The following is a 16,314-nucleotide window of genomic DNA, read 5'->3' on the forward strand; positions in this document are numbered from 1 at the left end:
GTTTATTTACCTGCCTTTGGATCTGGCTGAGGCTCTGAATTAAATGGATATAAAGAAAAGTGCTGACCGGCAATTTTTACGCGGGCTTTTTCATCGCTTTGAATTATTTTAATATCGCTGTCGCTGACCAATTTTTGATACAAAAATAGCATTTCGTCGGCATCGAGATCTGGATAGCTTTCGTCTAAAAATTGCAGCAAGGGCTGCGGCTTTTTGCGTTTTTTATTAAAGCGCTTAGCAAAGCTGGTTTTAACATCGTTGTAGTCAGGAATATTAGGTGTAACAAATGCAGGCACGTCTTGCTGGTCAGGCAATTGGTATTCTTCGTGTTCAAATTCAACCAAGCTTGCCATGTAAGCCACAATATGGCGTTGCTGACCAAGCGAATATCGCTGCGCGTCGCTTACAAAATGTGGTTGCACAGCACTTAGCATATTGTCTACGCCATTTTTACGTACAAGCCCAAGTACTTTGGCTGCTTGGCGAGTAATTAAGTTATTACGACGTAGCTCCTCGCGCAGTGGCATAAGCATATCGGCACTTTTACGCAAGCTTTCTCGGCCTATTAAATGCATTTCGAGTATACGGGTACGTAATTGCTCCAGCATACGTTTGTCGTTATATGCTTTACCTGAGCGCTCAATGTGCAGTATTTGCTTACTTATTTGCTCTTCAATGAGGGTAAAACATGCATGAAACTCACCACGAATATCAACCATTTCAAGCATTGGCTCTATGTATTCATCAAAGGCTTCTATTACCGCTTTATAACGCTTTTGCAGCGATTGCACTGCATTATTTGATTTAGCTTGTTCAACTATATTTAAAATAGCGTTTTCGTTGTGCGTATAGAGCTTCATTATTTTACGCACCCGATCATCCATAATACGGCTGTAGCGGCGTAAATCGTCAAAGTCTTCTATTTCGCCAGCGTTATCTAGGCGATTACCTAAACGAGCTAGGTCGTCGACTAATACGCTAATTTCTTGCGCTAAGCCTAAATGCTCTTCTTGCAGTAAAAACGTAGCAAAATCAGCAATGGCACGATTTATTTCAAGCTGAGAAGATTTAGCCAGTGGAATTAAAATATCTTGGTTTAACAAACGATTTGTTTCTTTATAAATGCGTTCGTTTGACCACGTAGGCTGCTTTTGCTTAATCGCGTTTTGTACGTCTTTTAGGCTAAAGTCAGCCATTTTAAAACGTTTAAATAATAGCGCTAATACACCCCAATGTTCGGTTATGGTGTTTAGCAGCTTTTTAGCTGGGATCATAAGAGGTTACAACATCCTAGTATTTTATTATTGAGTTCTTTTAGAAGACTCATTATTACGTATTTTTAATTAACCTTGTCTGTATATAGTATTCGTTTTTAAGACCATTTAATAATAGTTTTTGCATAGAGGCAGTGCTAAAATTCGCGCCGAAAATAGGCACATGAAATGGAATGTTATTTGTGTGTTCTTTAAAACTATATCAAAGGTTGTTTAACTACCATGGTTTCCTCGATTATTCTAACCCTGATAGCGATTGCATTTTTACTGATCGTTATAGAAGATATAATCCATGTAAATAAAGCTAAAACCACGCTGTTTTTTGGTACGCTTTGCTGGATTCTTCTTTTTATATACCCCCTACACGGGCAAAGCCCCGATACAATTCAACATCTTTTAAATGAAAATATTTTAGAAATTGCCTCATTATGGCTATTTTTAATGGCTGCAATGACCTTTGTAGCGTATTTAAATTCAAAGGGGTTTATAGAAAATATTGTGCACCGTGTTATGCCAAAAAGTATTAGCGAAAAAAAGCTCATGTTTTTAGTGGGTGGTTTTGCATTTTTGTTTTCGTCGATTTCAGACAACGTAACAGCGACGCTTATATCGCTTGCGGTTGTTATGTCGTTAAAACTTGAACCTAAAAAACTCATTAAATACGCCACGCTTATTGTGTTTGGCGTTAACTCAGGTGGGGTATCGCTAATAACCGGTGACGTAACCACACTAATGATATTTTTAGATGGCAAAGTAACCATTGCTCATTTGTTACTACTTATAGCGCCAGCACTTGCAAGCGTTATGCTGCTTGCCGCGTTACTTTCTATAGGTATGAAAGGGCGTGTTGAGTTTGCTAGTGCAGGTAAAACCCGCATTGAAAAAACCGACATAACCATTGCTGTTATATTTTTATCTACTGTAGTGAGCACACTTACGCTGAGTGTAATTTACAGCGTACCACCTCTATTAACCTTTTTGTTTGGCTTATCAGTGATGTTTTTAGTGGCGCAATTTTTAATGCGCAAAAAAGACATAAACAAAGACATAATCGATTTTGTTCGCGATATAGAATACGACACATTATTGTTTTTTGTAGGTGTACTTTTACTTGTAGGCGCACTTAAAGAAATTGGTATGTTGAGTAAATTTACCGATCTATACACGGTAATGGCACCAGAATACGCAAACTACTTAATGGGCATATTATCAGCAGGGGTCGATAACGTACCGCTTACCGCTGCCTTATTAAAAGCCGATATAGTAATGAGCCAACAACACTGGTTGTCGTTTACGTATGCAACGGGTGTGGGCGGTTCAATGCTTATTATTGGTTCGGCTGCGGGCATTATTGCCATGAGCAAAGTTAAAGCGCTTACCTTTATGAGCTACTTGCGTTTATCGCTGCATTTATTAATTTGTTACACGGTTGGATATGCGGGCTCGTATTACATGGGCAGTTTTATTTAACTCATAAATTATTAAATGCTTGACAGCTAGACGTCTAAACGATAACTTTCAAAGCCCCGCTACTTAGTGGGGTTTTGTTTTATTAGCCACTGGTTAATAAAGCATTCAGAAGAGGTGCGATACTTAGGTACTTAATGTTAGGCGACGAAAGCCGATGATCATTAAGGAGGGAAGTACTCGCCGAGGAAAATAATGGTACGTCGTCATTGTTTTTCGGTTTATGGGGCTGAATCCTCAAAACTGTCACCAATATAGGTGGAGAGCTTCTGGCAGTGGACTTATCTTCAAGCATTCCTTTGCCAAGTTCTTCTTGTTTTATTGCGGTTTGGATACCGCGAAAGGAGACTAAATGACTACCCAATCAGTGCCACAAACAGTATCAGGCGCAAAATCAGATTACATCGTTGCCAAATTTGGCGGAACCAGTGTTGCAAATTTTGAAGCGATGAGTCGCTGTAGCGAAATTATTGTTGCAGATAAAAGCGTACGTATTGTTGCCGTGAGCGCCAGTGCCGGCGTAACTAATCACTTAGTTGCACTGTGTAAATCAAGTATTACCTCAAGTGAGCGCCAAGAACACATAAACGGCATGCTTGCTATTCAACAAACTATTTTAGATGAATTATCGCTAGATGCCGATTTAGCGGTTGGCTTTAACGAAACCCTAAAAGCATTTCAAACATTGGCTCAAGAGCCACTAACAACCGATCAGCAACACGACGAGCTACTTAGCTTTGGTGAGCGTTTGTCGTCGTATTTGTTTGCACAAGTGCTGCGTTTACAAGGCTTAAATGCCGATCGCTTTGATGTGCGCAAGGTGCTTAAAACCGACAGCCAATTTGGTAAAGCAACGCCTAATGTTGCTGCCACAGCGCAAGCTGCTAAAGAGCATTTAATTCCGCTGTTAGACACTCAAGTAATTGTGACTCAGGGATTTATTGGCAGTGACGAATACGGTCAAACCACAACGCTAGGACGTGGAGGTTCAGACTACAGCGCTGCATTACTAGCTGAAGCAATTAACGCTAAAAGCGTGCATATTTGGACCGATGTAGTGGGCATTTTTAGCACCGACCCGCGTTTGTGCGCAAAAGCGACGCCTATTGCACGCTTAAGTTTTGACGAAGCCGCTGAAATGGCAACCTTTGGCGCAAAAGTATTGCACCCCGCGACTATTTTACCAGCAAGCCGTAGCCACATTAACGTGTTTGTAGGTTCTAGCCGAGAGCCAGAGCGTGGCGGTACATGGATTGAGCGCGAAAAATCGCAGCAACCAGGTATACGCGCAGTAACGCAACGTAAAAACCAAATATTGCTTACGCTTAAAAGCCCAGAAATGCTCCTAGCAAGCGGCTTTTTAGCACGCGTATTTACACTATTAAGTGAATACAATATATCGGTAGATTTGGTAACTACGTCAGAAATCAGCGTAGCCATAACCCTTGATAACGCGCAAAACGCCTCGCGCCCAGAGCTTGATCAAGAATGCCTAGATAAGCTTGCAGAATTTTGCCATGTTTCGGTAGAAAACAACCTAACATTGGTGGCACTTATTGGCTCTGAGATTCAATTACGCCAACACGAAATGAACTTAATGAGTGTACTAAAAGACTTTAACATTCGATTAATTTGTCACGGTGCTAGTAAGCACAACCTGTGCTTTTTAGTAGAGCAAACTGAGTCAGATAACGTAGTACAGTCTATTCATAGCCGTTTATTAGAAAACGATTTTGCTGCGTAAATAACCGTTATTCAGGAAAGCGATTTATTAAAGTTAACTAGTAAAATCACTTGATAAAGTTACTTAACAAAATCACTTAACAAAATCATTTAATAAAAAGCATCGCCAGTCGGTGCTTTTTTTATGCACCACACTCACATCAAAACAAACATTGCTGTCACTGCTATCAGCTACGGTAACGCGATTACTGCAAGCACTCAGCTTTGCACTATGTAATTCGTCAAACACATTAGGGCTAAGTAACTTTGCAATAGGGCGGCTGGTGGCTTTAGCAAGTGACTCTTTTAATGTCCAAATTCTAAAAAACGTATCTGCTTGGGCTTGGGTATTAGTGGGCTTGGTGATAAGTGAAATTTCATCATTATGATAAAAATGCTTAGCAAGCTTTTCAAACGGGCGCTTTAAGCTTACTTTTTCAATATCAAAACCAAACTCACTTTTATCAAAATTTAGCGCGACCCCAACCAAACCATGCGAGTGCGAAATACAGGTATTAATAACATCACCATTTACGTGTATTTGCAGCTTTGAGCTTGCCTCGTCAAATTCGGTACTTATTTTATTAAGGGCTACACGCGCATGTTGCGGCTGCGCTACTTTAATAAGGTGTTTTAACAATAACCGCGTCGCTAAATACTCTTGCTTAGCTTGTGGGCTTTTACGGCGGTTTATAATGTTTAACTCAAACGGGCTTAAGCAATCGGGCAAATTAAAGTCACTAAGCTCAAGTGTTTTAGCATTAAATAATAAAATGCTGTTACTCGCTAAAGACAAATTTGCCAATTGAGTTGAAGTAATACTCAAGGCGTTTTTTAAATAGTGTTCAGTCATAAAAGCCCTAAAGCAAAAGAAGTCGCTGATATTGTGAGCGGTTAGTGCCACTAATAAAGGCTGGGTACAATTTTATTACTCAGCTGGCATGAAATATGGTTTAATTCACAATAATCAAAATAATAACAGATTTGTAGATGTATGGCACAAGTGCGTGATGGGTTTCAAAGCCGACTTGGTTTTGTTTTAGCCGCTGCTGGCGCAGCAGTGGGTTTGGGTAATATTTGGGGTTTTCCTACGCAAGCGGCCAACCATGGCGGCGGTGCTTTTTTACTGGTTTATTTTATTGTTATATTTTTACTTGCGCTTCCTGCGCTGTATACCGAACTTTATTTAGGTCACAAAGCACAAGCTAACCCGGTAAAAGCATTGGGCGATGCATGGCAAAACACTAGCCGTAAAGTAGGTGCAGCAGCCGGTTACATAGGTCTTGCGGGCGCAGTTGTTATGCTAAGTTTTTATTCAATAGTGGCAGGGTGGATGCTTTCGTACGCTATTGAACCCATAACCACCTTTTTAGGTTTCACAGGCGCAAGCGAATTTTTACATAGTGACTCAGTGCTGCGTAATTTTGTATTTACGCCGCTTATGCTTATTTTAACTGCCAGTATTATTTTGAAAGGGGTTAAATCGGGAATCGAAACCTGGTCGCGCCGTTTAATGCCACTGTTGCTTGTGCTGCTTGTTGGTTTAATTGCCTACATTGCAACACTAGATGGCGCAAGCGAAGGCTTTGCCGCGTATTTAATTCCTGATTTTAGCCAAATACTCGACCCTAATTTAATTATTGCCGCAATGGGGCAAGCGTTCTTTTCGCTCTCGTTAGGTGTAGGCTGTATGATGATTTACGGCTCGTATTTACAGCCAGATGCTAATTTACCAAAGCTCACAGCCGGTGTTGCCTTACTTGATACTGGCGTTGCTTTTTTAGCTGGGTTACTCATTATTCCTGCTATTTATGTGGCGCAGCACAACGGTGTAGAAGTATTTAGTGGCGGTAAACTGATTGGCGAAGGGCAACTTATTTTTGCTATTTTGCCTGAGCTATTTAGCACCATGGGCGAAATTGGTTTATTAGTCGGTTTATTGTTTTTTGTATTAATGTCTATTGCATCGGTTACGTCAACTATATCGACGACTGAAATTCCGGTAGCGTTTTTAGTCGAAAACCATAACGTTAGTCGCACCAAAGCAACATGGGCAGTGAGCGCCGTTGTACTTGTGTGTGCAAGCGCCATTATATTAAATTTTGATTGGTTATTTGGTTTGGTTATTATGCTATTCACCCAATACCAATTACCGCTTATGGGTTTATTTTACTTTATTACAGTAGGGTGGATGTGGCAGCGTGGTAACAAATTACATCAAGCAACAACCGGCGTACATTACTGGTTTGCTCAGTATATTCGTTTTGTTTGCCCAATATTAATGACCTTAGTATTTGCAAACGTCGCCTTTGGCTAAGCGCTATTTAAAGTGAATTTTTAAACAAAAAAGCGAATAGGGCTCACCTTATTCGCTTTTTTTGTACCGGTTATTTAGGTAAAGCCTAGGTCTTTATAAAACCTCATTAGTTAAAGGTTTACCTTCACTTACTTCAAGCGCGTTTAGTAGGGTTGTGTTTGCTATCTCGGTAAGTGCTTCTTGGGTAAAAAAGCCCTGATGCCCCGTTACTAATACATTTTTAAAGCTCACTAAGCGCGAAAATATATCGTCTTGGTTTATTTCGTCGCTGTGGTTTTTAAAAAATAGCTCCGACTCTTGCTCGTAAACGTCGAGCCCTAAATACCCTAATTTTTTAGTTTTAAGTGCATTAATGCACGCTTTGCTGTTAAGCAGTGCCCCGCGAGAGGTGTTAATAAGCATAACGCCGGTTTTCATTTTACTAAATGCCTCATCATCTATTAAATGATGAGTTTGTTCCGTTAATGGGCAATGCAAAGAAATCACATCGCTTTGGCTAAGTAAGGTGTCTATATCGGTAATTGTATAATTGCCAGGTTGCGCGTATGGGTCGCACACTAATACTTTAGCACCAAAGCCATTTAAAATGTTACACAGCGCAAGGCCAATTTTACCGCAACCTACAATACCCACCGTTTTATTGTGCAAGTTAAAGCCTAGTAATCCGTTTAAATCAAAATTGTCTTCGCGTACGCGGTTATACGCTTTATGGGTTTTACGGCTAAGCGTTAGCATAAGTGCAATACAATGCTCGGCTACGGCCTCAGGGCTGTAAGCTGGGACGCGTAATACTTTAATTTTATGTGCTTTTGCTGCAGGTAAATCAACGTTATTAAATCCTGCACAACGTAGCAAAATAGTATTTATGCCTTGGCTTGCCAGTTGTTCAATAACCGTGGCGTTTACGGTGTCGTTTACAAATACACATATGGCATCAAACCCGTTTGCTAAAATAGCCGTTTGTTCGCTTAGAGCTTGCTCAAAATACGTTATTTTTATATCACGATTATCGCGTGTACTTTGTTCAAAAAAAGGCAGTTCGTACTTTTGAGTACTAAAAAAAGCAATGTTCATGGTAATAGCTCCGACGCTTAAGGAAAAATAATAGTAACATTAAACTACTTTACAAAAACGTGCCTAATTAGTTCTCCTGCTACTAATTTAAGCTTTAAGCGAAGTAAATATAGGTGTTTTAGGCGATATTCTTTTATCACTTTTTGCTGTGTTTACCTTTGCTGCTTGCAGTAGGTTGCTTTCTATTACTTGTTTAAGTGTTTCGGGCTTAGTGCGCGGTGCATAGCGAGCAACCTGCTGACCTTGCGAGTTAATTAAAAACTTAGTGAAGTTCCACTTAATTGCACGGTTTTGTGAAATACCCCGAGTATGTGATTTCAAATAATTAAACAACGGGTGAGTTTCTGGCCCATTTACCATTACTTTATCAAATATCTCAAACGAGATATTAAATTGCTCTTGGTAAAAGTCTCTAATGGCTAAATTATCAAGTGGCTCATTTTGACCAAACTGATTACACGGAAATGCCAATATTGTAAATCCGCTACTTTTATATTCTTGATATAGCTTTTCAAGCGCACTTAATTGCACCGAAAAATTACATTTACTCGCTGTATTAACAATCAGTATGGTTTTTCCCTGTAGCTTACTAAGAGGAAAGCTTTCGCTGTTGTAAAGTGGTGCATTAAATTGATAAATACTATCCATAGGTTACCTACTTACATTTCCGATTAAGGAAATTTTATAAAGATTTTCATTCGCTTTTTTACCAGTCGATTGACATAATCGAAGCCTAGTTTCTAAGTTATCAGTTAAATAGGTCATTTTTATGTCAATGAAAGTCGCATTTATAGGTTTAGGCGTAATGGGTTACCCAATGGCGGGGCATTTAGCAAAAGCAGGGCACAGCGTATGCGTTTATAACCGCACTCAAGCTAAAGCACAAGCGTGGACTGCAGAACATTCAGGAAGCTTTGCACCAACTCCGCGCGAAGCTGCCAGCAATGCTGACATCGTATTTATGTGTGTTGGTAACGATGACGATTTACGCTCAGTAGTGTATGGCGAAGACGGCGTGTTAGCGGGCATGTTGCCACACACTGTTTTGGTTGATCACACCACAACCTCAGCGGAAGTAGCACGCGAAGTGGCTGCTAAAGCGGCTCTGCAAAATATCGACTTTATAGATGCGCCTGTATCGGGCGGACAAGCTGGCGCCGAAAACGGCGTATTAACGGTTATGGCAGGTGGCAGTGAAGCCGTATTTGCTAAAGTGCAGCCAGTTATGGCGGCGTTCAGCCGTTTTAGCCAATTACTAGGCGGCGTTGGCTCGGGTCAACTTTGTAAAATGGTTAATCAAATTTGTATTGCGGGCGCAGTACAAGGGTTAGCCGAAGGCTTACATTTTGCCAAACAAGCAGGACTCGATGGTGAAAAAGTTATAGAAACCATTTCTAAAGGTGCAGCCGGTTCGTGGCAAATGGAAAACCGCTACAAAACAATGTGGGCGGGTGAATACGAGTTTGGTTTTGCCGTCGATTGGATGCGCAAAGATTTAGGCATTGCACTTGATGAAGCTAAAAACAACGGCGCTACTTTACCAATGACCGCAACGGTCGATCAATATTACGCCGACGTACAAGCACTTGGCGGCGGTAGATACGACACCTCAAGCTTACTAGCACGCATTGAAGCGCTGCATAAAAAGTAACGCTGTAGACGCAAAGCTTGCTTGCGTATAAAAACACAGTTTTAAAATGGTAAAGATATTAAAAGCTGCACTTTTCACGTGAGCAAGCTCGACTCTTACTGCCAAAGTGCAGCGGTGAGTTTTACTTGTAGACGCGAAGCTTGCTTGCGTATAAAAACATAGTTTTTAAAATGATAAAGATATTAAAAGCTACGCTTTTCACGTGAGCAAGCTCTACGTCTACTGCCAAAGTGTAGCTGCGATTTTTACTTGTAGACGCGAAGCTTGCTTGCGTATAAAAACATAGTTTTTAAAAAGGTAAAGATATTAAAAGCTACGCTTTTCACGTGAGCAAGCTCGACTCTTACTGCCAAAGTGCAGCGGTGAGTTTTACTTGTAGATACCAAACTTGCTTGCGTATAAAAACACAGTTTGTAAAATGATAAAGACATTAAAAGCTGCGCTTTTCACGTGAGCAAGCTCTACGTCTACCTCAAAAAGATATGAGTTTACTTGTAGACGCAAAGCTTGCTTGCGTATAAAAACATAGTTTTTAAAATGATAAAGGTATTAAAAGCTGCGCTTTTCACGTGAGCAAGCTCGACTCTTACCGCCAAAGTGTAGCTGCGATTTTTACTTGTAGACGCGAAGCTTGCTTGCGTATAAAAACAGAGTTTTTAAAATGGTAAAGATATTAAAAGCTACGCTTTTCACGTGAGCAAGCTCGACGTCTACCGCCAAAGTGTAGCTGTGATTTTTACTTGTAGACGCCAAGCTTGCTTGCGTATAAAAACGTAGTTTTTAAAATGATAAAGATATTAAAAGCTGCGCTTTTCACGTGAGCAAGCTCTACGTCTACACCGAATTACATACTTTGTGCGTAGTTATACAGTGCCTTTAAAATTGTAAGATTTTTTTCGCTGTCGTCATGTTCATGGGCTAGGTTTTCAAGGGTTATCATAAAATCTTGCGCATTAATCGATGGTTGATCTTCCCCATGCATTAACTTGTTTTGGCAATACTGACGCCATTGGTCAAGCTCTTGCTGGTTTAGCGTTTCAGGCCAGTTACGGGCGCGGTATCTAAACAACAATGTATTAAACTTTTTATCTTCAAAGTCTAAATTCAAACCGGCTAACTCATCTGGTTTAGCATCACGAATAATTGCAAACTTAGCCTTGTCGGCATGGCTTGTAAAGCCATCGTAAAGTAAGTAGTCAACGTTAGTGGTTGCGCTGTAATCACCTTTTTCGTTAAACACCTCCGTTACTTTATCGCGAAGGTTGGTATTGGCTCTTAAAATAGCTAAATTAGCGAGGCACTGCTCGCGATCAATCCCAAGGCGGGCGGCATTTTCAGGTAATAATGTTTTAGCTGGGGCTAAAATAGGGCACTTGTTTAAATGCACCAGCTTTAAACCAACAGGTAAATCGCCCTCGGCTAAATCAACACGTTTGGTGTATAAACGTTTGCGTAATTCTTCTACGTTTAAATCAATGAGTACTTGCGGGGTTTGGGTTAAATCAAAACAAATAACCGCGTTCTTATTAACCGGATGAAAGCTCATTGGTGCAACCCAGCTTGTACAGCCTTGTGTTGCAGGTATGCGCGACGTGGTATGCACCAGCGGCGTCATGTTAAATACATCAACTAATTCAGCAAGGGCTTTTTTATTACGCAGCCCAAAAAAGAAGTTATATAGCTTTGGCTGTTTTTCTTTTATTAGTTTAGCCAGTGCAATAGTGGCGGTTACATCGCTTAGTGCGTCGTGCGCAGCGGCGTGTTCAATACCATTGGCTACCGTTAAGTGCTCTAGCTTAAAGCTTGGGCTGCCGTCTTCTTTTAACGGCCATTCAATGCCTTCAGGACGCAGTGCGTAACAAGCACGCACTAAATCAATAATATCCCATCGGCTATTGTTATTTTTGTATTCGCGCTCGTATGGGTCGTAAAAGTTACGGTAAAAACTATAACGACTTACTTCGTCATCAAACCGAATACTGTTATAACCGGCAACACAGGTGTTTGGCACGCTAAATTCGGCATGAATTTTTGCTATAAACTCAGCCTCAACCAAGCCCTTTTTCATCGCTACTTGTGGCGTAATACCCGTAATTAAACACGCATCAGGGTGAGGCAAGTAATCCGCTTGCGGCTTACAATATTCAATAAGCGGCTCGCCAATAATATTTAAATCAAGATCGGTACGAACACCCGCAAATTGGCTCGGCTTATCCTTTTGAGGGCTTGCCCCCCAAGTCTCGTAGTCGTGCCAATAGATTGTTGCTTGATTTTGCTCTTGATATGCCATGCTGAAAACCCTGAGTAGTTAACTTTAAAGCGCCTAAATACGCGCCAAGTTACTAAAATAATGAATTATTTAGATTATGGCATATGGGCGAAGGAGTTTATAGGTTTAGGGCCGGGTTTAATTTTTGCTTGTAGGATTTCAAACGACATGATGCTGATTTTTAGTAATAATATATACAATAGATATTTTTACTTACTCAACTTTGCCGAAAAAGAGGAGTTTAGAGTGTTAATATAATGATTACATTGACCATTTATAGGTTTGGATTTATTCTGTGAACATTCAGATATGCTGCGATTGTCAGCCAAATACTTAATTAAGCCTGAACAATAGTGTGTAGTATTTAAAAGCTGATTTCAGCAGTGTAAAGATAAAAATTTAAAGAGATAAACATTTTACAAATTTCAATATTCACGGTGCAAAAATATTGCTTACTTTAATGAATAATTCTTTTGTATAAAATAAACAAACCGCTTTAAGAAGTAGCAAATATAAATGACCCAAAAACTAACATTACAAAAATTATCAAGCACCTTATTTGAAGCCTGCGACATACTGCGTGGCAAAATGGATGCGTCGGAATACAAAGAATTTATTTTCGGTATATTGTTCTTAAAACGTATGTCTGATCAGTATGAAAAAGACTACAGCGACAAAGCCAAAGCCTATCGTGAACAAGGCGTATCCGATGAAAAAATTACTAAGCTACTACAACCCTCTGCTTTTGATTACTTCGTACCAGAAAACGCCCGCTGGCAACAAATTGAGCATTTAAAAGAACGAGTGGGTGACGGATTAAACAAAGCACTTTCAGCATTAGAAGACGAAAATAAAGGCTTAGAAGGCGTTCTTAAACACATCGACTTTAAAAAGAAAGTCGGTAAAAACACCATCAACGACAAAACACTCATTCGTTTTATTCAGCATTTCAACGGCCTTACGCTAACAAATGACTGCTTTGAATTTCCTGATTTATTAGGCGCGGCTTACGAGTATTTAATTAAGTACTTTGCCGACAGTGCCGGTAAAAAAGGCGGCGAATTCTATACCCCTTCTGAAGTCGTACGCTTATTGGTTGAAATACTCGAACCGCAAGAAAAAATGGAAATATACGACCCAACCTGTGGCTCGGGCGGTATGTTGATCCAAAGTTTACGCTATGTGCAAGAATCCGGTGGCGACGCAAATGAAATAGACTTGTTCGGCCAAGAAGACAACGGTGGTACTTGGTCTATTTGTAAAATGAACATGATTTTACATGGTATATCAGGTCGAGGGATCGAAAACGAAGACACCCTCCTGCGCCCACAGCATCATAACGACAACGGTACATTAAAATCGTTTGATCGTGTTATTGCTAACCCGCCGTTCTCACAAGACTATGCTGAAAGCGAAATAGAAACAGACAAGCAACGTTTTAACACCTTTATGCCAGAAAAAGGCAAAGCCGATTTTATGTTTTTACAGCATATGATCGCTTCGCTAAAAGGGGATGGTAAAGCCTCGGTTATTTTGCCCCATGGCGTGTTATTTCGTGCAGGCGATGAAGGCAGTTACCGCAAGCGCCTTATTACTAATGGGTTATTAGAAGCGGTGATAGGTTTGCCTGCTGGTTTATTTTACGGCACAGGCATTCCGGCTTGTGTTTTGATCATTAACAAAAAAGGGGCAGAGACTCGTAAGCAAGTATTGTTTATTAATGCCGACCGAGAATACAAAGAAGGTAAAAACCAAAACAGTTTACGTCCTGAAGACATCGAAAAAATCACCAGTGTTTATAAATCGTTACTTCTTAAAACAAATAGTGATAACAATAATGACAACAAGGTTGAAAAATACGCAGAATTAATTCATCAAGACACACTCAAAAAAGAAAACTACAACCTTAATATTCGCCGTTATGTTGATAACAGCCCAGCGCCAGAACCACAAAATGTGCAAGCCCATTTAAACGGTGGCATCCCGACGGAAGAAATTAACGCCCTATCAAAATATTGGCAAGACTACCCGCATTTAGAAAACGAACTGTTTACAGAACAAGCGCCCAATGCCATCAACCCATCGCCAGAATTTCAACAGTTTAGCTCGCTAATCAAAGACAGCAGTGACATTAAAAAAGTGATAGAACAATCAACCAATGTCATGGCCAAGCATGAAGCATTTACTCAGCTACTTGAAACATGGTGGCAAAGCGAGCAACGTTTATTTGCCAAATTGGGGGACGAAAAACAAGGTAATAAAGGCGTGTTTTACATTCGTAAACAAGGGTTGAATAGCATAGAGCAGCAATTAACGCCGTTAGCCTTGTTAAACAAATACCAAGTAAGGGGCGCGTTAGCAAACTGGTTTAAACAGCGTGAAGCCGATTTTAAATCCATCGCCGCCAGTGGTTGGAATGCCGCGTTAATTCCTGACGAGGTGTTATTTAATAGCCAATGCCCTGAGATTGTTGACCAATTACAACAAAATCAGCAACGTATAGAGCAACTCATCACGCTGTTTAGCCAAGCAGAAAGCAGCGACGAAGATCAAGACTCAGAGTTAGCAATAACCGGCGAGCTTGACGCTTCACCGACAGCCCTACCTAAAGAGAAGGTCGCTAAATTAAAACAACAACAAAAACACTTAAAAGCAGACATTACCGATGTAATTAAACGCCTAAAAAGCCAAATCAACGATGCCCTCGTCGAATTTTTAAGTCATACCCCTTTACCTAAAGGCACTAAAAAAGGTGACTTCAGCCAAGGCTTAAACGCTAAAGACATGCACTTTTCCGTGAGCGAAAAAATCCTATTATTGGCTCAGCAGCAAAAGATTCAACTTATCAATCAAAACCGTATTGTTGAATTACAGCAACAAGGCGAAAACCAATCTGCGCAATTACGCACAATAGAGAAACAACTTGAACAACACCTACAACTAGAAACTGAGTTAAAAACCTTAAAACAACAAAATAGCGCAATAGAAAAGCAAATGGACGACTTAATTATTGCTGCCCGTAAATCCATCAGCCCAGCAGAGGCCAAAGCATTAATTTTAGACGATATGAAGCAGGCTTTATTTAGCGAATACCAAGGTTATATTCGCGCTAATACACTCCACTTAATTGCCGCGATAGAAACGCTATTTGCCAAATATTCCGTTACTTTAAAACAGATAGTACAAGCACGCGACGAACAAGCACAGCTGTTGTCTGAATTTATGTCGGGGTTGGGTTATGAATAAGGAATTAATACCTAATGAGTGGGAGGTTAAAACACTTGGAGAACTCGCACACTATATAAATGGATATGCTTTCAAACCAGAAGACTGGAGCAAAGAAGGTATAAAAATAATTCGCATTGAACAGTTAAATAAACCAACTGGTTCATATGATTATTTCAATGGAATTATTCCCCAAAAAAATGCTATTACGAATGGTGATTTGATTTTTTCTTGGAGTGCCACACTAAAGGTAATTATCTGGCAATATGGCAACGCAGTATTAAATCAACATTTATTTAAAGTTATCCCATTCAAAGATTGCGATAAATTATTTTTATTTTACCTACTAGATTTTTATATGGATGAGCTATCAGGATCATCCCACGGCTCAACAATGAAGCATATAAAAAGAGGTGATATAGATTTATTCAAAGTTATTATTCCAATACAAAAGCACCAACAACAAAAAATCGCGAAAGTACTATCAACCATAGACAACCAAATAGAGCAAACTCAAGCCTTAATTGAAAAGTACACGGCGATTAAACAAGGGTTAATGTCGGACTTATTTAGCCGTGGTATTGATATTAACACCGGCAAACTACGCCCAAGTTACCAACAAGCCCCAGAGCTTTATTGGGAGAGTGAGTTGGGGTGGATACCGAATGGTTGGAATGCTCCATTACTTGATAAGTTTGCGAAAAGAAACAGCGGTCATACGCCTGCTAAGACAATTTCAGAATATTGGAATGGTGGAGTTAAATGGGTTTCATTAGCAGACTCTAACAAGCTAGATAAATTGTATATTACAGCTACTAGGTTTGAAGTCAGTCAATTAGGAATTCAAAACTCTTCAGCGATTGAACTTCCTAAAGGGACTGTGATTTTATCGCGTGATGCAGGTATAGGAAAAAGTGCAATTTTGGCAAAAAGAATGGCTGTAAGTCAGCATTTTATGGCATGGACATGTAATAAATCATCTAGCAACCTTTTTCTATATTATTGGTTGCAAAATATGAAGCCAGTTTTTGAACAAGTTGCTATGGGAAGTACAATTCCAACTATAGGTTTAGATTTCTTTAAAAGATTACAAATTGCTTGTCCTGATAATATTGAGGAGCAGAAAAATATAGGATTAAAGCTGAAAGAATTAGATTTATTAATTTTTAAATTTAAAAACGAAAAACAGAAATCACAATCCCAAAAACAAGGCCTCATGCAAGATTTGTTAACCGGTAAAAAGCTGGTGGATAACTTGCCTGATAGCATCTTAACGTCAACGTCATCCTCTCAAGAAGTAGCACAATTATAAGGA

Annotated in this window: 11 protein-coding genes and 1 riboswitch; of the genes, 6 read left to right on the plus strand and 5 right to left on the minus strand. The window is 39.9% G+C overall.

The window, feature by feature from the left end; genetic code table 11:
- Positions 1-2: 2 nt before the first annotated feature.
- Complete coding sequence (locus tag DC53_RS15745) at positions 3-1,274, minus strand: MksB family condensin complex protein (protein WP_033028738.1); 1,272 nt, start codon at positions 1,272-1,274, stop codon at positions 3-5.
- Between the two features lie 222 nt (positions 1,275-1,496).
- Between DC53_RS15745 and nhaD the strand changes: the two genes are divergently transcribed.
- Together nhaD and lysC are read left to right on the plus strand one after the other, a co-directional pair.
- Complete coding sequence (nhaD, locus tag DC53_RS15740; protein ID WP_033028739.1) at positions 1,497-2,744, plus strand: sodium:proton antiporter NhaD; 1,248 nt, start codon at positions 1,497-1,499, stop codon at positions 2,742-2,744.
- A gap of 101 nt (positions 2,745-2,845) precedes the next feature.
- Positions 2,846-3,018: riboswitch (Lysine riboswitch) on the plus strand.
- 75 nt (positions 3,019-3,093) lie between these two features.
- A complete protein-coding gene (gene lysC, locus DC53_RS15735) occupies positions 3,094-4,485 on the plus strand; it encodes a lysine-sensitive aspartokinase 3 (protein WP_033028740.1) in 1,392 nt (463 codons plus the stop codon).
- Positions 4,486-4,557: 72 nt separating this feature from the next.
- On the opposite strand, the gene DC53_RS15730 is transcribed toward lysC, so the two are convergent.
- Complete coding sequence (locus tag DC53_RS15730) at positions 4,558-5,316, minus strand: 4'-phosphopantetheinyl transferase family protein (protein WP_033028741.1); 759 nt, start codon at positions 5,314-5,316, stop codon at positions 4,558-4,560.
- A 141-nt stretch (positions 5,317-5,457) separates the two neighbouring features.
- Between DC53_RS15730 and DC53_RS15725 the strand changes: the two genes are divergently transcribed.
- Positions 5,458-6,780 (plus strand): sodium-dependent transporter, encoded by a 1,323-nt coding sequence (locus DC53_RS15725; RefSeq protein WP_007375800.1) that lies wholly within the window; start codon positions 5,458-5,460, stop codon positions 6,778-6,780.
- Positions 6,781-6,873: 93 nt separating this feature from the next.
- On the opposite strand, the gene DC53_RS15720 is transcribed toward DC53_RS15725, so the two are convergent.
- Together DC53_RS15720 and DC53_RS15715 are read right to left on the minus strand one after the other, a co-directional pair.
- Complete coding sequence (locus tag DC53_RS15720; protein ID WP_033028742.1) at positions 6,874-7,854, minus strand: 2-hydroxyacid dehydrogenase; 981 nt, start codon at positions 7,852-7,854, stop codon at positions 6,874-6,876.
- An 87-nt stretch (positions 7,855-7,941) separates the two neighbouring features.
- Positions 7,942-8,502: a glutathione peroxidase gene (locus DC53_RS15715; RefSeq protein WP_033028743.1), complete on the minus strand. Its 561-nt coding sequence runs from the start codon at positions 8,500-8,502 to the stop codon at positions 7,942-7,944.
- A gap of 121 nt (positions 8,503-8,623) precedes the next feature.
- Here DC53_RS15715 and DC53_RS15710 point away from each other — a divergent pair, with 121 nt between their 5' ends.
- Positions 8,624-9,505 carry an NAD(P)-dependent oxidoreductase gene (locus DC53_RS15710; RefSeq protein ID WP_033028744.1) on the plus strand — a complete coding sequence of 294 codons (882 nt, stop codon included), beginning with the start codon at positions 8,624-8,626 and terminating at the stop codon, positions 9,503-9,505.
- An 844-nt stretch (positions 9,506-10,349) separates the two neighbouring features.
- On the opposite strand, the gene sbcB is transcribed toward DC53_RS15710, so the two are convergent.
- Positions 10,350-11,795: an exodeoxyribonuclease I gene (sbcB, locus tag DC53_RS15705; RefSeq protein ID WP_033028745.1), complete on the minus strand. Its 1,446-nt coding sequence runs from the start codon at positions 11,793-11,795 to the stop codon at positions 10,350-10,352.
- Positions 11,796-12,290: 495 nt separating this feature from the next.
- Between sbcB and DC53_RS15700 the strand changes: the two genes are divergently transcribed.
- Both DC53_RS15700 and DC53_RS21355 read left to right on the plus strand, forming a co-directional pair.
- Complete coding sequence (locus DC53_RS15700) at positions 12,291-15,020, plus strand: type I restriction-modification system subunit M (protein ID WP_033028746.1); 2,730 nt, start codon at positions 12,291-12,293, stop codon at positions 15,018-15,020.
- Positions 15,013-16,311 (plus strand): restriction endonuclease subunit S, encoded by a 1,299-nt coding sequence (locus DC53_RS21355; protein ID WP_050484121.1) that lies wholly within the window; start codon positions 15,013-15,015, stop codon positions 16,309-16,311. The genes DC53_RS15700 and DC53_RS21355 overlap by 8 nt, the downstream gene beginning before the upstream one ends.
- The last annotated feature ends 3 nt before the right edge of the window (positions 16,312-16,314 follow it).

The sequence above is a fragment of the Pseudoalteromonas fuliginea genome, from assembly GCF_000690055.1.
Classification (GTDB): domain Bacteria; phylum Pseudomonadota; class Gammaproteobacteria; order Enterobacterales; family Alteromonadaceae; genus Pseudoalteromonas; species Pseudoalteromonas fuliginea.